Below are 16,720 nucleotides of genomic sequence, written 5' to 3'. Positions count from 1 at the left end.
GCTTACTTCAGGCTTGGCCCTTGCCCTCCTTTGGCACTCGCATCCTTGGCAGGATCGGAGCTAGCCAAGTTAGAGGTAGGGTTAGGCCTTAGCCAAGCACCGAGATCAAATAAACCGGCACTGCTCAACTTCCAGGGTTTCAAGAGAACCCAACCAGAGAGACTTTGCCAGTAGAGCATGCCTGCCGTGATCAGAAACAGACCATAAGCCATCGCTTGTACTGTATACAGCCGGTCTGTGTAGCCAAATAAAGCATTCAAGACAACGCCCGGAAATTTATCTTCTGGTAGCCCCTTAGCGAAGTTCCAGACCATTGGTCCTAGAACGCAGGAGTGTTCCTTGGTAAAGCGTTCGTAGTAGAAGCACAGACCTGCTGATTGGCGATCAAACTGAGAGAGCACCTGCATTGCAGTGTCAACATGTGACAACGTGCTGACTACCAAGCCAGACACAATCAGCAGCAGCAAAACTCCCATCACTTTGAAGAACAAGCGAATATCAATACGGATGCCAAATTTGAAAATGAGTAGGCCAATTGCTGTCGCTGTTAGTAAGCCAGCTACTGCACCCACCGCAGGTACCGACCCCTGTTGAAATTTGGCGGCAATAAATAATACAGTTTCAAAGCCTTCGCGCAAAACTGCGGCGGCAATCAGAATGAATATACCCCAGCCAGCACCTGTTGAAGTCTGCAAAGCACCCCCTACAGCCCCTTCAACTTGGCTTTTTAGGAAGCGAGCCTGCTGAGTCATCCAGATTAGCATCCAACTCAGCATGGCAATTGCCAGAACACTAAAGCCTGCTTCCAGTAAAGGCTCAATAACAGCCCCATACTGACCAGCGGCAGCATTAATGCCATTAATCAGCAGATTAAAGAAAACACCTGTGAGGGCACTTAGACCAATCCCCGCCGCAATGCCAAAGTAGACCCACCCATTCAGCTGACTACGCCCTGCTTTTTTTAGGTAGGACAGCACGATGCCGACAATCAAAGCAGCTTCCACCCCTTCACGCAGGGTAATCATAAAGGTGGGGAGGGCAGTACTAAAGTCCACAGGTGTTTTCCTAAGGTTTAACCAATCCAATCAAACAACTAAAACAACCAAAATTCAGGCGCTTACTCAGTTGCTATTACGAGCTAGCTTTATGGGGTTGCCGTTACTTTTGCACTCTGAGTTTCGATTGCTTTGACCTGCTTCGTTAAATCAGCAGCACTGACAACAGGTGTAGCTGGGGCGATGGCTGCAGGCCAAGCTTTAATCAAGCTAGTCAGATTAGCCTCAATTGCTTTGTGGGCCTCGGGCTGGTTTTGGCTCATCGGGTCAGCAATGAGCTTGTAAAGCTGCTGAGCATAGAGCACAAAACCACGGGAATCTTGATACTCAATCGCCGCCGCAATTTTGCCGTCAGCAATCGCAGCTGTATATTCCGAGTTAGCCGTGTCTAACAGGCCATTGATCACCTGAAGCACAAATTTTGGATCCTGACGCTGTGTTTCTGGCAACGCCTGAATCGCTTCATCAACTGCGCTCATCGAACTCTTATAAGTCTGCGCAACTTCTGGATCACTGGGCTTACTCTTGACTAGATCCTGGAAATTGATCAGGGTTGTTTTGAATTCCTTAACACCACGCTCGTTAAGCTGGTCTTCAACATCGACGTAAATCTCTTCAACCGGGTGACCAATGTGAGGTTCAGCCTGTTTGGGTTGGTTTAGGTCAAGCAACTCCTTAGCCACCATCAAGTGCCCTTTCATCAGGCCCAGCTTCACCATATAGTCAACGTCTTTCGCTTCACCTGTGAGTTCAATGTCCTCAGTGGTGACCAAATCTTTGATTTGATCGAACTGCTCCTGGTTAATCACATTTTTGGATACTAATTCCTCAACCGTGGCGTAGGGGCGGCTGGCTTGAATCTGATTGGAAAGTCCTAGCACACCCAGCTTTGCTTCTAGCTTGTCTAGCTCAGACAAGATGGCGTTATTGATATTTATTTTGTGGGCGCTGCCATGCTGCATGCCAGCCATATCCGTAGACTCTACTGCTTGAGAGGCTTGAGGGGAAGCCGCTGACCCACTAGCATCTTTCGCTGCAGAATTACTACAACCGGCTAAGGCCAAAAAACCAGTTAAAGTAACCGCAAGCACTCGCTTAATTTGAGCATCAGAACGCAGCATGTGGGATGTCTCCTAATGAGGTAGTAAATCTTGAAATGGACGTAGAAAACCTAAACAGGTAGTACTTCGAATTGGCCCATACAACCTGCTTCAGCGATCCAATCCTGATGAGGATGGAACATATATTTACCCGGCGAACGGTAGGTAAATTCCAAAATATGTCGTTCTGCTGTCCCCATCGTGATCACATCTGTTTCTTCACTGGGGATGAGCGTGCGACCTGTGCGATAAACCTGAAATAAATTCGCGTGAATGTGGAAGGTTGCTACCGGATCGAGCTCGATCATGTTGAGCAAGTACAACCGAATCAGTTGATTTTGCTGAATCGGAATTGGCTGCCGCATGTAGTAATGGGGTAAGCCATTGAAGGCGTAAAACTCATTTTTGTGGTCTTCGTCAACGTCATAGGCTCCCATCGTCAAGACCATTTCGTCAGCTGGAGGACGGCCCTCCGGCGGATCGATGATGAACATACCGTAGAGCCCTTTACCGATATGACGAGTTACAGGCTCAACATGACAATGGTAGAGATGAACCCCGTAAGGTTCAGCATCAAATTCGTAGACAGTTGCAGTACTATGACGCACTGGCTTAACGCCATCCATTGCTGCTGAATGAATGCCATGAAAGTGCATCGAATGGGAATGGCCCCCATTATTCCAAAACAGAACTCGCACCCGATCGCCTTGTGTGACGCGTAAGGTTGGCCCAGGCACTCTGCCATTGAAGTTCCAGGTATTGAAGGAAACTGCTGAGTTCAGCGCAATATCAGTTGTGCCTGCGGTGATCCGGAATTCACGCACCGTGCGCCCGTTCTCGCGCTTGAGGGTGCCGTAATCAAACTCTCGGAGCGAAGCCATTGGATTCCATCCCTGCGCCACGCTAGGCAGGTTGGGCAGAGGCGGGATGCGGGGTGCGGTCTTCTGCCCAGGCCAAAACTGCCTGAGAGCTGCCAATCCAGCGCTCGAGGCTCCCCCTGCCAATCCCCAGTGCAACAGCTTGCGCCGCCCTATCAAAGAAGCGTAATTTACCACAGAGCGCAATCAGAATCAGGAGGCTTACTGCAAAACATTTTCAACTATATAGCCAATGATTCTCAACTATATAGCTGGCATTTCCCCGAATGTCTAGACTTTCTGCCAAATTCGCGGCGATTTTATTACACTTTGGCTTCTAAACACTTCCTGATTAGATCAAGCAACAGGGGCGCTTACAGGAGCGTTGACAAGAGCGATTTGCCTACAGGGCCAGAACCAAGACCTTGGGCGTGACAGCTCAAAACCGGCATTGGGCTGCAAAACCTTATTTAATCTGTATTGAGAATAGTTTTGAGTTGCAGGTACGCTAAGAAGTAGTCTGCTATGGGAGATTGGCTGTGGACCGTCTTTTCTTCGCGTTGGGTGGGCTATTCGCCTTATCCTCTGTTGCCGCAGGAGCCTTCGGAGCCCACTGGCTGGGGGAGCGTTTGGATGCCAAAGCCCTGACGACATTTGAAACTGCAGCCCGATACCAGATGTATCACGCCTTAGCGCTCTTGGTGACTGCTTGGGCTTGGAGTCGTTGGCCAGGCTTGAGCGTGCAAGTGGCAGGCTATGCCTTCGTTACAGGCATTCTCATTTTCTGCGGTAGTCTGTACGCTTGAGCTTTGGTAGCCCCAAGATTTTAGGGGCCGTTGCGCCTTTGGGTGGGCTGGCTTTTATGCTGGGCTGGGGTTCTCTGTCTCTCAGCGCCCTGTTAGGCAAGTGAACGGAGACTCAACTAGAATTAACCCACTAGAGCTAACCAACTAGAAACTAATCTGCGATTTGAAAAGAGCTTAAAAAGGTCTGAAAATCCTGTTCGGCTTGTTTGAAGCTTCGCTCTTTTTGATCTAGCTCCGCTCGTTGAATTTCTCCATAAGCGAATTGCTTTTGAGCCAGCTGAAACTCTAGCTGTTTGAGCTGGTAATTTTGTTTCCTCAAGGTGCCTTCAACAGCACCAGACCAATTATGAAAGCCTAGATTTTGAGTTTCCGAATCTGTATTGCCGACCTGAGCTAGCTCCCTTTTGGGCAACTTGCCCTCTACCTTCTGGGTCAAAGCCTGAAAACTTTTGAGTGCCGATTCAATCTGCTGGAGCCGTTCCAAAGAGTTAGCGAGAGAAAAGCGTTCGTTGAGGGTCGTATTCGAAGGTTCGTCTGGGCTCACGGGTTCAGCAGCCGGAGCTTGAGCAACCGGGTTTGGGATTGCGGCTGACGCCAACGGCTGCTGTTGAGCAGAGGAGGAACAACTGACAACCAGCCAGCCAGAAATGGTGAGCGGCGCGAGTACGGTGGTTAGCAAAAATGCTTTTAATTTCACTGCTTTTAATTTCACTAAAATGCTCCTCTGAATCGCGCTACGTATCGCTGATCACAGCCTAATCTGTAGGTTATGGGCTTGGCAGATAAAGATGCGAAACTTTAAGCATTGCTTGCCAGGAGTCTACTGTTTTGGGTGCAACTGCAATTTTGAGCCCTGCTTTGCTGGGGCTATTACTGGTTGGAACCGTTGTAGGCGTCTTGTCAGCCTTGCTTGGTATTGGCGGCGGCTTGTTGATGGTCCCGGTGCTGACCTTATGGGGAGCCACACCTGTACAAGCCATAGCCTCTAGTTTGGTGGCAGTGGTGCTTAGCTCAGCTTCCGGCACCTATCAGAATTGGCGCATGCAGCAACTCAACCTGGAGCGAGTCGCACTGCTAGCCCCTCCAGCAATGTTGACTACAGAGTTGGGGGTTTGGATCACCACCTTGTTACCGCCTGGTGTACTGCTACTCAGCTTTGCCCTCTTGCAACTGTTGGCCATCTTTCTAATGAACTTGAAGCAAAGACTTCAGCGTCGCCACCCGCAAACCACAGATCAAGCAACCAGTTCTGAACCGCGTATTTATCGCACCCAAGGCATTGGTTTACTAGCAGGGTTATTGTCAGGTCTATTTGGTGTGGGTGGCGGGGTGGTGATGGTGCCCCTACAAATGCTGTTTTTAGAGGAAGGCATCAAAGACGCGGTGCGGACCAGTTTAGGAGCCGTAACCCTAATCTCAATTTGGGCAGTGGGGCGACACGCTTTAGCCGGTAATGTTCTGTGGCTAGATGGCTTAGCTTTGGGCATTGGTGGGCTCTGCGGGGCACAGTTTGGAGCACGTCTCCTCCCTAAGTTGCCTGATACGGTAGTCAATCTACTGTTTCGTAGCCTGCTGTTGCTCCTAGCTCTGTATATGAGTGCCAAAGCCTTTATTGGTTGGGGTTGGATTCCGTGGCCTTGGGGCAGCTAAGGGAAATCGCTGGAGCTTCACTATCGCAGGAGCACCAGAGGACTCTAGTGCTCTTAGAACAATTGCAAGCTCGAGTCCTGAGGAGTTCTTTAAAAGGGGGCCTTCAAACAACCAAGCTCAAGTGAGAACCCTCAGGCATTTTGCTAACCTCAATTCGAGTCTCAAAAGCCTCTTTGAGTAAGGGCATATGGGTAATAACCAAAATGCAGGCAAAGTCAGGAGAAATCGTATTAATGGCCGCGACCAAGCGCTCGCAGCCCTCAGCATCCTGAGTCCCAAATCCCTCATCGATAATTAGCGTTTGCAAAGCGGTTCCCGCCCGTTGAGCCAGCAATTTAGACAAGGCTAAACGAATGGCAAAGTTGATGCGAAAGGCTTCGCCCCCGGAGTAGGTTTCATAGGGTCGCGTACCTTGGGCATCGGCGATTACAATGTCAAGCGTTTCAATCAGCTTACTGTTGTCTGACTTGCGTTTACTAGAGCGTTGGGTGACAAAGCGAATGTGAAACTGGCTAGCACTCAATCGAGCCAAAATACTGTTAGCCTCTGCCTCTAATTGAGGCAGGACATTTTCAATCATGAGGGCTTGAATCCCGTTGCGTCCAAATGCATTACTCAGTTCTTGATAAATCTGCTGCTGTTTTTGAGCAGTGGTCAAAGTTTGGCGTTGCTGCTCCAGTAGCTCTGCCTGAGTAACTAGATGCTGTTGTTGCTGTTGCACCTGACCAAGACGACTGAGATCTCGCTCCAAGCAAAATCGACGCTGCTCTATAGCTTGCTCTAGTGTTTGAATTTTCTCAGTTGCATCAGGCGTCTGTTCTAGCTGGCGGCTCAGGTCTTGCTGTTGAGTAGCCAAGGCTTGCAACTCCTGCTCTAACTCCGCCAAGGCTTGCTCGTTTTGTGCCAGTTGCTGCTGGAGCAAGGGTAATTGCTGACGAGCTTGCATCAGCTCCTGGTAGCGCAACAGCCAATCCTGAGCTAGGCGCATACGTTCGCGAATTTGCTGGTGCTGCTCTCGGTCATAGCCCAGCTCAGCCATTTGCTGCTTGAGCTGAGCGATCTGGGCTTGGAGGGTTGAGTCAACTTGTTCTTGATCTAAGCGAGCTTGGAGAACTGCAACTCGGGCTTGCAGGTTGGGTAAGCGGCTTTCTAAATCAGTGAGCTTGCGCCGTTGCGCTTTTAGTTCGGTTTGTTTGCCCTCAGCCCAACGCCAGCGATCGACCTGTCCTCGGATCAGGGCGTGGGTGCGCTCATCGTAATTCAGACCGTCAAGAGTCTGGTCAAGCAGCGTCAACTCTTGGCAAATCTCTGCACTGTGTGCGCCTTGCTGTAACTTTTGGGCCAACTGTTGCCGCTCGGTCTCCAATTGAGCCAAGCGTTCGGTGCAGACCTGAGAGGCTTCCAGTTGCTCCTGTAGGCGGCCTTTCTCTTCCATGCATAAAGGCAAGGCAGTCAGTTCCTGTTCCAGTTCCCGGTACTCCCGGCGTAGAACTTGGATCTCACGCTCGGATACTGCTAGCTGCTCCCGAATCACCCAAAGCTGCCCCAGAAGCTCTTGCTGTTGTTGCTGATGCTTCTGACCAACCAGGTTCCAATGGGGCTCATCCAGCGGACGCTCACAGACTGGGCAGCTAGCGTCCGGCACCTTCAGTAGGCTGAGCTTGCCATCTAGCTGAGCCAACTGAAGCTCAATGGCCCGCTGATCGCCCTGTAGGCGTTCTAAAAAACTTCGGCGTTCCAAGCCCTTCTCTTGAACCCGTTGCTGATAAATCCGGCGCTTCTCCAAGTGGTGAACGCGAGCCTGCACCTGCCCTACAGCGGTCTGTAACTTCTCCTGATGCTGCCCAGCCCAGCGCAGCTGTTCGATCCGGGTATCCAGTTCATCTAAACGAGCACTGAGACGGGCAGCTGTGGTATTGAGTTGCACCTGTAACTGAGCCCGACGCTGCAGTAGAGGCGCGGCTTTAGTTTGTAGCTGGTCTAGATGGCTCAACTGATCCCGAGCCGTTTGCAACTGCCGCACAGCTGTCTCAATCTCAGGTGCTTTATGTAGCAGGGCCTGCGTTTCTTGCTGCTGGAGGACTAACGCCTCTAGCCGAGTTGTCTCAGCCTGCAATTCGCCCAGCAGTTCGGAACGGCAGCGCTCTAGCTGGCGACTATAGTGATCCAGACTGTCTCCGAGTTGCTGTTGCTGCTGGAGTTTGGTGTTGTAGTTGGCTTCCTGCACTTGCAGCGATTGGCAGTGGCTGTAGCCCTGCATAATCGCTACTTCGTCTGCAAGCAGGACGGTCAATCGCTGAAGCTGCTGCTGCTGTTGGGCCAAGTTGCTTTGTAAACGCAAGCTGTCCTGGTGCCGACTCTGCTGCTGGGAAATCACCCAGCCCAAGCGTTGCTCCCAGCTCTGCCGTTGGTGCTGCTGCTGTTGAAGTTGAGTCAGGTGCTGTCGGTCAATCTGTTGCTGGTGCTGAGCGGCCAGACATTGAGTTTGCAAGGTTTTGAGTTCGGCGTCAACGCGCTCCCGCTGCTGAACCTGTTGGGCCTGCAACCGCAGCGTATCTTCTAAAACACTGGCCTGAGCCCGAAACTGACGCGCCCGCTCCCGTGCCCGTTCTGCAAGCTCATCGTAGGGACCCAGCCCCAGAATTTCAGCCAAAATCTGTTTGCGTTCAGCAGGGCGCTTGAGGGTGAATTCATCAGCCCGTCCTTGACGTAAATAGGCTGAGTTAATAAAGGTCTCGTAATCCATGCGCAGGTGATTGCAAATTGCCTGCTGCGTTGCCCGGAGATTTCGCTCAGTGAGGGGACGAAAATCGGCTGGGCTATCTGGCTCTGTTTCAGAAATTTGAAAGTCTAAGATGCTGGTTGAGCCCCGCACCCTGCTACGAATGACCCGACAACGTTGTCCCTGGCTGAAAAATTGAAAATCAACCCGTGCTTCGGTTGCACCCGTATGAATAACATCATCTTCACTGTTGGCTCGGCTCTCTCCCCACAGAACCCAGGTGATTGCCTCTAGCAGTGACGATTTTCCAGACCCATTTGGACCACAGATACAAGCCGTCTGCAAACCTTCAAAACTTAGAAAGGTTTGCCGGTAGCTCAAAAAATTGGTGAGAGTAATCTGATGGGGAATCATGCAGCGAGGAGCGGCCCAAATTCAACCAATGCAGGCGTTCAGGCTGTTTTTTAGTGTAACGATTTCTGCTGATTCGGCAATTGCCAAGCCACTCAGTCTGCAATTTTGGCACTGTAGCCATCCAGTCAATGGCAAGGTTAGAAAAGAAGCGATTCCCGGAAATGGACCAATTGACTAGAAAGTGTGCGTCAGAACCTGGAGTAACGAACTAGAGTACCTCATGAAAGACTCAGCCCCTTCTACCCCGCTCCATCAGCCCCGCCGTTGGCTCCTCTGGCTAGCATCCTCTATGGCGCTGACTAGCCTCTGCTTCGTATCAATGCCCCAACCGGAAGCCAAGGCTGTGGACGAAGCCCTTTCCCGCTATTCTGTTGCCGCCGATCAGCAATATGTCCGGGGCAATGACCTGATGTTGCAAGGCAACTACACGGACGCTGCGGCAGCCTACCGTCGTGCAGTTAGCCTCAATTCTCGCCAGTCAGCTTACTATCGGGGTCTAGGTAATGCGCTCTTGGCACTAGAGAGCCCCAGTGATGCGGCGGTAGCTTACCGTCAGGCCCTTCGGCTCAATCCTCACGATGCCCTGTCTTACAAGAGCCTAGGGGATATCTTCGTGCAGCAAGACCGCAGACCCGAGGCCATTGAAGCCTACCGCAACGCTATTACTGCCGGGCCAAATCTGACTGTTGCCTATGTTCGTTTAGGCAATTTGCTGCGTCAGGAGGGCAAGCTCGATGAGGCGATGTACAACTACCAGCAGGCAATCAGCACCAACTTCTCGGTCCCTGAGGCCCATTACGAACTGGCGATCACGCTCGATGCGATGGGTCGTAAAGAGGAAGCCAAGAAAGCCCTAGAACGCGCCCTAGCCCTTTATACCCGTCAGAATAATCAAGCAGGAGTTCAGCGTATCGCTGCCCTACAGCAGCGTGAGGAGGCCACCAGACCCAGGAGAAGACGAGAGGTTGCTAGGAATGAGGCGGAGCCAGTTCGCTTCAACCGCTAGCTTCAACGATTGGTGGTCAGTATTCGGGCTGGGGGATGCAGAAGCCGTCAAGGGATTATCAAGACTGCATAAACCTGTGGTTTCCCCCGGTCCTTTTGGGAATTGGGCTGGGGAAAGCCGCAATCTTACGGAATTCACCTCGCGGTTGCCTTGATAGGCTAGCGATAAGCAAACACAAAGGTGTCTAGTGTCTTACTCCAGCATTTTTCAGTTTCGTCCCGATGTTGCCCACCGGATAGTCTTCGGTACTCTGGCTTATAGTGCTCAGGGCTATGCGATTCAAACCGAGCGGGGCGCAATCGGGATCCACCGAGCTGAGGCAGGACGGCTAAAGCTGACACCTCAAGCGGCAGGTATCCTGATCAGCGCTAAGGAGATTACTGGTTTCTACAAGGACCACCAGCGTCCTGGGCATTATGGTTGGGCCGCTAATGGTAGCATTGTCCTTAGCTGGTATCCAGCCGCAGTTGCTTAAAGATTAGAGATTCGCCTTCGCCTTAGTGAATAAAGTGAATAGTGAGCGAAGTATCAGCAACCAAAGCGTCAGAAGTCAGAGAAATAACTTCTTTGCCGCTTGCCTTTAACTAAGTTTAATTAATTTCAGCCTTCGTCTTGTAAAGTAGCTGTCCGTGAAGTACCTGTTAGCGAGAAACAAGTAATCACTCGCGCTCTAAAGGGAACCTAAAGCGGCCTAAAGCCTGCGAAACCTGGAAGCCGCAAAGTCTGCAGCCTGTTAAAAAGGCCAGCACCTAAAGCTGTCCCTAGAGTTTACCCAAAGCTTATTCAGTCAACGCGAAACACCGCGAAATCAGAACTGTTTGCGTAGGTTGATCGGTTCGCCGAGCGCCTGCGCATTCACTTTTTTTTGCGCCAACCTCCTAGCACTGTAGCCACTCAAAGACCGCTTGCCGGAACCACTGGCGGTCAGTGGACTGACCCAACTCACTGACCTTCACTGAGTCGAGGACTCTGCCCTGAGTTGAGTTGTCTTGAGGCTAGACCCGTACATATACTTAGCTCTCAGGCTGAGTGGCGAAAAATGAGAGCAAATGTATCTCAAAACTCACCCTTTGGGAGTGGTAAAGAACCACACCCCCATGATTCCGTAAAGATATGTAAACTTACTTAAGTTTGCAGAGGTGGTACCCCGGCAAGGATTCCCACCTCTTGACCCCTAAGAGTAGAGGCACCTATCATCATGGCACCTAATGACCCCTATCTCATCGGCTGGAACTACGGTAAGCACGGCGTAGATCTACCTGATCATGTCTTCTCGTTATTTTCTTGGGCAGGTTGGCTAGCGGGCATCAATGATTACGCCGAGTCCAGAGCCAAGGTCGGCCAATCTTCAGACTCTAGTCTGTCAACTGCTGAGGCTTAGCACCAGTAGTTTGACTATTTGTTTTTAAGAAATATCTTCTTCATTTTTCCCAGAACTTTTTAACGATTGAACCAGGTCATCCTTACTATGAACTCCCTCAGCGATCCAACTTATTCAACTTCAGCCCTGGAACGTTTGATCGAACAAATTTTGGCTTCTGGCAAAATCAGCCGCGCTGATCAGCACAAGCTTATGTCTAACTTGCTTAACAAACTGATGCTGAGCGAGACTGAGCAACAAAAAGTCAACCGAATTTTCGAACGTCTGCGTGCTGGACGACTTAAGGTTGTTGATTAAACAACTAATTGACTGAGCGAACCGAGTAAGCAAATCGACTAAGCGATAGCAATCAGTCAAGAACGACTAGTCTGGAAACTCTTAGCTCAGGGTGGGTATCCAACTCACCCTGACAACCTCAAGTTAGGTAATTCTCAAGCCACAGGCTTAAGCAACAGACAAGAAACTGACGATCACTAAGCAGAGGACTAAGCCGAGCGAATTTGGACCGGCATGATTAGGTAGGTCATCTTTAGGGCACCTACAGGCGTAAGCACGGCAGGGCTGGTTGGACTGTTCAACTGCATTTGGATTTCGTTGCTGCTCAGGGCTTTGAGCCCTTCAGCCAGATATTTGACGTTAAAGGCGATCTCTAAGTCATCGCCTGACATCTGTACCGGCACCACTTCTCGACCGGAGCCCACGTCCGGTGCGTCAACGCTCAGCGCTACTTCCTGGGTTGCCCCATCGATGCTGAGCTTCACAATGTTGTTGCGCTGGTCTGCCAGCACTGAGATACGCTCTAGAGCCCCCAGCAACGCCTTGCGCTCCACGGTCATCTGGCGCTCGAAGCTGCGGGGAATCAGTTGGCGGTAGTTGGGATATTGTCCATCCAGCAATCGTGATGTAATCCGTGGGCCAGACTCTTGGTCGCCCAGGCTAAACACACAGGTGCGGGTATCAAAGTGGAGCGTGACCAGCCCCTTGCCTTGAGCGTTGAGAATCCGCTCCAACTCCCGTAGAGCCCGTGCTGGGACCGTCACTTCCAAATCGGTCAGCTCAGCCGCTGGGGCTTCGCCCTCCTCACTCACCTGTTCTGTCTGCACCACTGCCAGACGGTGCCCATCAGTTGCTGCGAATTCTACTGAGTTGTCGCGAGCGCTCACGTGCACTCCTGTCAGCACCTGCTTAGTCTCGTCGCTAGAGGCGGCAAATAGTGAACCCGATAGCCCCGATAGCAACAGTTCTACCGGTACCACCGCTTCTTTATCCTCGTTCACTAGCGGCAGCGAAGGAAACTCACTCGCACTCAGCCCTCGCATCTGATAACTACCAGCCCCACAGGACACCGACACATTGGTGTCCCCGTCCGCAAAGGCTTGCTCCTCAAACTCCAGGACCACCTGCACATCAGGCAGCTTAATCACAATATCGCTCAACAAACGAGCAGGTAGCGTCACACTGCCCGCCTCTAAGACCTGTGCCTCAAAGCTCACCCGAATCCCCAGATTGAGATCAAACGCCGTTACGCTCACCTCTTGGCGCTCTTCGTCCGCGTTCAGCAGGACATGAGCCAGGACTGGGTGGCTAGGGCGAGAAGCAACCGCACGGCTGACAAGAGAGAGATTCTGGCTGAGAGCCGCTTGAGAGCAGATCAGTTTCATGGTCTGGGGTTGGGTTTTAGAAAGACTGCGCGGTGCTCTGGCTCTGGACGCCCATCCTACCACTGGCTGACTCAGTGGGCTAGAAGCTGGCAATCGAGTTCATCTGCCAACTCCGGATCTCTATCAAATCAATCTTTTTAAGTTTTTAACTGTAGTAGTAATAGGGGCTGTGGAAAATGTGGAAAAACCTGTGGACTCAATCCGTGGCTTGGCTTTTAAGCCTCTAAGGCCTGTGGAAAACCTGTGGAAAAGTACCCCTACTTTTCCACAGAGTATTTATACTCACTACTTGTTTTCCCCAGAACGATGACTTCTTCCACAGATTCTCCACAAGTTATCCACAGATTTTGGGGGGTTTTCCACAGGCTGAGCAGCCATTACCCCTAAATTGAGCGATAGAAATTTTGGAGGAAAAATCAGGAATTCTTAATTCCTGTAGGGTTAGCGGAAGACAGTAGGCTCTAGCGCTACACTGGGCTGCATGTTGCAGGGCGTGAATCTGTTTTTGGTTGGCATGATGGGAGCAGGCAAGTCCACCGTAGGACGGGAGCTTGCTCAGCGGATGTCTTACCGCTTCTTGGACACAGATGCTTTGGTCGAGCAGATCAGTGGACGTAGTGTCCAGCAGATCTTTGCGGAATCAGGTGAGGCTAGTTTCAGGCAGCTTGAGCAGCAGGTGCTCAGTGAGCTAGCCACTTATACCCGCTTAGTCGTTGCAACAGGGGGTGGCATTGTCCAAGACGCTAGCAACTGGTCTTATCTGCATCACGGCATTGTCGTTTGGCTAGATGTTGCTATTGAAGAGCTGTTATCGCGGTTACGCCACGACCCCACCCCGCGGCCCCTGTTATTAGAATCTCCCGATCCAGCCGCAGTGCTTCAGCGACTTTTAGACCAACGCCAAGACCGTTATCGACAAGCAGACCTGCACATTACGGTCTTAGCAGGTGAGTCGCCGGCTACTATTGCTCAGCGAATTTTGGAGCAACTCCCCACGATTCTTAAGCAGTAAAAGAGTGAGTCCTAAGAGACTTTAAGAAATTCAGGCCACAAATTTAACCTACACATCTGGTTCAGAACCGTTAAGTCAGAACCATCATGTCTTCTATTCAGGATCTGGGCATAAACTTTAGTAAAGGGTTTAGGTATCCCTAAAACAGCCGGTCAGAGCAACTCATGGTCGAACTGCTGGCGAGTCTATCTGCAGCGGCGGCAGGAGGATTGCGCGTTGCCCTGCCACTGCTATTGATTGGTCTGCTGCAGGGCAATCAACTTTGGTCGCAAGTGCCGTTGCTATCCCACATTCCTCCCCCAGTAGTGTTGGGAGTTTTGGTCAGTTGGTCGCTGTTCGAGTTAATTGGCTCCAAAAACTTATTGGGGCAGCGCGTTCTCCAAATTGTGCAACTGGTTCTGAGTCCAGTAGTCGGCGCAATCATGGGTTTGGCCGTGGCGCAAGCAACAGCGCAACCCCTGTGGTTAGTGGGGCTATTAGGTGGCGTCTTGGCTTTGGTGCTGCAGGTTGTTGTGGCCGGGTGGTTTTTCCGCATGCGCGGGCTGCCGCTCTGGGCTGTGTTTATCCAGGATGTTCTGTGTGTGTCATTAGTGTTTTTTGCGCTGGATGCTCCTCGTCAGGGCGGTTTGATCGCCCTGCTATTACTTTGGCTAGCATTACGCAGCACCAATGAGTGGCGACGCTGGCAACGTCGGGCTGGTAGGGGCAAACGCCCTCCTGACTAGGTCGGCCTGAAGTGGATGGATTGCGCGTTATCCTGAGGGGGCATCCGGATTTGTGCCTAATTCTGGCCTCAAGCTGTCATGTCCCCTGCTACTGACCGTTCTGCCCATCGCAAAGCTCGCGCCCTCAAGACTACCAGTCGTCGCCCAGCCAAGGAGCTGTGCAGCGAATGTGGTCTCTGCGATACCTACTACATCCACTACGTCAAAGATGCCTGCGCCTTTCTGAACCAGCAGGTTGAGCAGCTAGAAGTCCGCAATCATGGACGCTCGCGCGATTTGGATAACGAACGCGAACTCTACTTCGGCGTGCACCAAGACATGATCGCTGCCCGCAAGCAATCGCCCATCGAAGGGGCGCAGTGGACTGGCATCGTCAGCAGTATTGCGATTGAAATGCTCAACCGGGGCTGGGTCGAGGGCGTAGTCTGCGTGCAGAACACACCAGAAGATCGCTTTCAACCCAAGCCGGTGATTGCGCGGACTCCGGAAGAAATCCTAGCGGCCCGAGTGAACAAACCAACGCTTTCTCCCAACCTTTCGGTGTTGGAGCAGATCGAGCAGTCAGGTTTGAAGCGCCTTTTGGTGATTGGTGTGGGCTGCCAAATTCAGGCATTACGAGCCGTGCAGGATCAGTTGGGCTTAGAGAAACTCTATGTGCTGGGGACACCCTGCGTAGACAATGTCACCCGAGCTGGCTTGCAGAAGTTTTTGGACACAACCAGTCGCTCGCCCAGCACGGTGGTCCATTACGAATTCATGCAAGATTTCCGTGTGCACTTCAAGCATGAAGATGGCTCGACTGAAACAGTGCCCTTTTTTGGCCTCAACACCAAAGAACTGAAGGATGTGTTTGCACCGTCTTGCATGAGTTGCTTTGACTATGTGAACGGCTTAGCCGATTTGGTTGTGGGCTATATGGGCGCTCCCTTTGGCTGGCAGTGGATTACAGTGCGCAACCAGACAGGACAAGAGATGTTGGATCTGGTGATGGACCAACTCGAAACTCAACCTGTGATGTCCGAAGGCAACCGCCATAAAGCAGTCCAGCAGAGCATCCCAGCCTATGACAAAGGTATGACCCTACCGATGTGGGCAGCAAAACTGATGGGTGTGGTAATCGAGAAAATTGGTCCAAAAGGTTTGGAATACGGACGCTTTTCGATCGATTCTCATTTCACGCGCAATTACTTGTATCTCAAGCGAAACCATCCAGAGAAACTGGAGGCTCATGTGCCGGAATTTGCCAAGCGAATTGTTGGACAATACAAATTGCCGGAGTAGCCATTGCCGGAGTAGCCGTTGAAGGCGCTCACAGAAACACCTCTAGAAGTAAAGAGCCGGTTATTACTGAGATCTAGATAACCAGGCTTCAGGTGGATTGCTGGTGTACTTTGCTGCTTCTATAGCTAGTTTGAGGAAGCAAGAGAAACTCCCATTGACCACCGCGGCAGAGACAACGCTGCCGCTTTTTTATGCCTGTCCGCCTAGAGGGGGAGATTCCTTCTAGGCGCGAATGTTTAGCAAATCAAGAGGCATACGATCAGTTTTGCTGCCCTGGCAGTCAAGGCTAGGGTTTTTCGTAATTTTCTGAATGTTCTCTTAGGTGTTCTTTAGCTTGGGCTTGTCAGTTGAGTGGGTTGAGGCAGCAGCATAAGCTCCCCTCTCTGCTGCCTGTAGCCAGCATCACAGAGACTGTAGAGGGAAGTTCTGTCATAGCCTGTGAACTATAAAAGCTATACGCATACACGAAGGTCTTAAACCCCTGCAGGCACGGTCAGGGGTTTTCTTATCTAAAAAAAGCCCAAAAAAAAGCCCCCGCACGCTCTGTGGGGGCTGAGGTTTAGCGTAGGGAGCTTGTTAAACGGACCGCTGGAAACTTTAATCTCCAATTGTGAGATTTCAGATCTAAATGGAACTCAAGCTTGTTGAACCAGGTTCGTGTAATCGTTGCTCTCTTCAGGTCTCAACACAGTGGCTGTAGAAGCCGTGAGCAAGTGGTTAACAACCTGCGTTGGTAGCTCAGCTTCTAGTGCAGGCTTAGGTAAAAAGGGTTGAGTGTGCTGAGCGGCTTGAGCCGCGACGGCTAGGCCAGCGGCCAAGAAAGAGACAAGGGCGATGTTCTTAAGAGCGTTATTAAGGTCCTCAGCCGCTTGAAGCATGTTGTTCATTTTTCTGCCTCCGACTGTTTGTATCCGAAGATTCGATGTTCTAAAGCTATCACTCAGATAGTTTGAATGTCAACAGTCCGATTCAAAAATCTCTGAAGATGCTGCTGACTGAAGGCTGTAAGCATTAATAGCATAGGGTTGCAGGCTTGCGACCACTGCTAGC

General features: G+C 51.2%; 16 protein-coding genes. 9 read left to right on the top strand and 7 right to left on the bottom strand.

Annotation, left to right across the window (positions count from 1 at the left end):
* Nucleotides 1-2: 2 nt before the first annotated feature.
* The 3 genes from H6F94_RS11740 to H6F94_RS11730 all read right to left on the bottom strand — a co-directional run bounded on the left by H6F94_RS11740 (nucleotide 3) and on the right by H6F94_RS11730 (nucleotide 3,210).
* Nucleotides 3-1,055 (bottom strand): FTR1 family iron permease, encoded by a 1,053-nt coding sequence (locus H6F94_RS11740; protein WP_190802389.1) that lies wholly within the window; start codon nucleotides 1,053-1,055, stop codon nucleotides 3-5.
* An 89-nt stretch (nucleotides 1,056-1,144) separates the two neighbouring features.
* Nucleotides 1,145-2,176: a 4-helix bundle domain-containing protein gene (locus H6F94_RS11735; RefSeq protein WP_190802388.1), complete on the bottom strand. Its 1,032-nt coding sequence runs from the start codon at nucleotides 2,174-2,176 to the stop codon at nucleotides 1,145-1,147.
* 50 nt (nucleotides 2,177-2,226) lie between these two features.
* Complete coding sequence (locus H6F94_RS11730; RefSeq protein ID WP_313949277.1) at nucleotides 2,227-3,210, bottom strand: multicopper oxidase domain-containing protein; 984 nt, start codon at nucleotides 3,208-3,210, stop codon at nucleotides 2,227-2,229.
* 341 nt (nucleotides 3,211-3,551) lie between these two features.
* Between H6F94_RS11730 and H6F94_RS32280 the strand changes: the two genes are divergently transcribed.
* Nucleotides 3,552-3,818, top strand: a complete 267-nt coding sequence (locus H6F94_RS32280; protein WP_313949273.1) for a DUF423 domain-containing protein — start codon at nucleotides 3,552-3,554, stop codon at nucleotides 3,816-3,818.
* Between the two features lie 151 nt (nucleotides 3,819-3,969).
* On the opposite strand, the gene H6F94_RS11720 is transcribed toward H6F94_RS32280, so the two are convergent.
* On the bottom strand, nucleotides 3,970-4,530 hold the full coding sequence (locus H6F94_RS11720) for a hypothetical protein (protein ID WP_190802387.1): 561 nt from the start codon (nucleotides 4,528-4,530) through the stop codon (nucleotides 3,970-3,972).
* A gap of 116 nt (nucleotides 4,531-4,646) precedes the next feature.
* On the opposite strand from H6F94_RS11720, the gene H6F94_RS11715 reads away from it, so the two are divergent.
* Nucleotides 4,647-5,468, top strand: a complete 822-nt coding sequence (locus H6F94_RS11715; protein WP_242041107.1) for a sulfite exporter TauE/SafE family protein — start codon at nucleotides 4,647-4,649, stop codon at nucleotides 5,466-5,468.
* Nucleotides 5,469-5,571: 103 nt separating this feature from the next.
* On the opposite strand, the gene H6F94_RS11710 is transcribed toward H6F94_RS11715, so the two are convergent.
* Complete coding sequence (locus tag H6F94_RS11710) at nucleotides 5,572-8,604, bottom strand: AAA family ATPase (RefSeq protein WP_190802386.1); 3,033 nt, start codon at nucleotides 8,602-8,604, stop codon at nucleotides 5,572-5,574.
* A 220-nt stretch (nucleotides 8,605-8,824) separates the two neighbouring features.
* On the opposite strand from H6F94_RS11710, the gene H6F94_RS11705 reads away from it, so the two are divergent.
* The 4 genes from H6F94_RS11705 (at nucleotide 8,825) to H6F94_RS11690 (ending at nucleotide 11,288) form a co-directional block, all read left to right on the top strand.
* Nucleotides 8,825-9,610, top strand: a complete 786-nt coding sequence (locus H6F94_RS11705) for a tetratricopeptide repeat protein (protein WP_190802385.1) — start codon at nucleotides 8,825-8,827, stop codon at nucleotides 9,608-9,610.
* A 187-nt stretch (nucleotides 9,611-9,797) separates the two neighbouring features.
* The gene (locus H6F94_RS11700; RefSeq protein ID WP_190802384.1) at nucleotides 9,798-10,085 is read left to right on the top strand and encodes a hypothetical protein; all 288 of its coding nucleotides are present in this window, start codon (nucleotides 9,798-9,800) and stop codon (nucleotides 10,083-10,085) included.
* Nucleotides 10,086-10,808: 723 nt separating this feature from the next.
* Entirely contained in the window at nucleotides 10,809-10,991 is a 183-nt protein-coding gene (locus H6F94_RS11695) for a hypothetical protein (RefSeq protein ID WP_190802383.1), read from the top strand.
* A gap of 87 nt (nucleotides 10,992-11,078) precedes the next feature.
* The gene (locus H6F94_RS11690; protein ID WP_190802382.1) at nucleotides 11,079-11,288 is read left to right on the top strand and encodes a hypothetical protein; all 210 of its coding nucleotides are present in this window, start codon (nucleotides 11,079-11,081) and stop codon (nucleotides 11,286-11,288) included.
* A gap of 188 nt (nucleotides 11,289-11,476) precedes the next feature.
* On the opposite strand, the gene dnaN is transcribed toward H6F94_RS11690, so the two are convergent.
* A complete protein-coding gene (gene dnaN, locus H6F94_RS11685; protein ID WP_190802381.1) occupies nucleotides 11,477-12,652 on the bottom strand; it encodes a DNA polymerase III subunit beta in 1,176 nt (391 codons plus the stop codon).
* Nucleotides 12,653-13,145: 493 nt separating this feature from the next.
* Here dnaN and H6F94_RS11680 point away from each other — a divergent pair, with 493 nt between their 5' ends.
* From H6F94_RS11680 to H6F94_RS11670, 3 genes are all read left to right on the top strand, one after another.
* On the top strand, nucleotides 13,146-13,664 hold the full coding sequence (locus tag H6F94_RS11680; RefSeq protein ID WP_313949271.1) for a shikimate kinase: 519 nt from the start codon (nucleotides 13,146-13,148) through the stop codon (nucleotides 13,662-13,664).
* A 164-nt stretch (nucleotides 13,665-13,828) separates the two neighbouring features.
* The gene (locus H6F94_RS11675) at nucleotides 13,829-14,389 is read left to right on the top strand and encodes a DUF4126 domain-containing protein (protein WP_190802380.1); all 561 of its coding nucleotides are present in this window, start codon (nucleotides 13,829-13,831) and stop codon (nucleotides 14,387-14,389) included.
* A 78-nt stretch (nucleotides 14,390-14,467) separates the two neighbouring features.
* Nucleotides 14,468-15,670 carry a Coenzyme F420 hydrogenase/dehydrogenase, beta subunit C-terminal domain gene (locus H6F94_RS11670; RefSeq protein ID WP_190802379.1) on the top strand — a complete coding sequence of 401 codons (1,203 nt, stop codon included), beginning with the start codon at nucleotides 14,468-14,470 and terminating at the stop codon, nucleotides 15,668-15,670.
* A 635-nt stretch (nucleotides 15,671-16,305) separates the two neighbouring features.
* Here H6F94_RS11670 and H6F94_RS11665 read toward each other — a convergent pair.
* Nucleotides 16,306-16,557 carry a hypothetical protein gene (locus H6F94_RS11665; protein ID WP_190802378.1) on the bottom strand — a complete coding sequence of 84 codons (252 nt, stop codon included), beginning with the start codon at nucleotides 16,555-16,557 and terminating at the stop codon, nucleotides 16,306-16,308.
* Between the last annotated feature and the right edge of the window lie 163 nt (nucleotides 16,558-16,720).

The organism is Leptolyngbya sp. FACHB-261 (assembly GCF_014696065.1).
In the GTDB taxonomy this organism is placed as follows: Bacteria; Cyanobacteriota; Cyanobacteriia; order FACHB-261; family FACHB-261; genus FACHB-261.
This window is presented reverse-complemented; position numbering and strand designations above follow the sequence as displayed.

Excerpts from the sequence above, each read along its gene's own strand:
- dnaN (WP_190802381.1), bottom strand. The coding sequence starts at position 12,652 with ATGAAACTGATCTGCTCTCAAGCGGCTCTCAGCCAGAATCTCTCTCTT.
- H6F94_RS11670 (WP_190802379.1), top strand. The coding sequence starts at position 14,468 with ATGTCCCCTGCTACTGACCGTTCTGCCCATCGCAAAGCTCGCGCCCTC.
- H6F94_RS11665 (WP_190802378.1), bottom strand. The coding sequence starts at position 16,557 with ATGAACAACATGCTTCAAGCGGCTGAGGACCTTAATAACGCTCTTAAG.
- H6F94_RS11690 (WP_190802382.1), top strand. The coding sequence starts at position 11,079 with ATGAACTCCCTCAGCGATCCAACTTATTCAACTTCAGCCCTGGAACGT.
- H6F94_RS11710 (WP_190802386.1), bottom strand. The coding sequence starts at position 8,604 with ATGATTCCCCATCAGATTACTCTCACCAATTTTTTGAGCTACCGGCAA.
- H6F94_RS11695 (WP_190802383.1), top strand. The coding sequence starts at position 10,809 with ATGGCACCTAATGACCCCTATCTCATCGGCTGGAACTACGGTAAGCAC.
- H6F94_RS11675 (WP_190802380.1), top strand. The coding sequence starts at position 13,829 with ATGGTCGAACTGCTGGCGAGTCTATCTGCAGCGGCGGCAGGAGGATTG.
- H6F94_RS11735 (WP_190802388.1), bottom strand. The coding sequence starts at position 2,176 with ATGCTGCGTTCTGATGCTCAAATTAAGCGAGTGCTTGCGGTTACTTTA.
- H6F94_RS11705 (WP_190802385.1), top strand. The coding sequence starts at position 8,825 with ATGAAAGACTCAGCCCCTTCTACCCCGCTCCATCAGCCCCGCCGTTGG.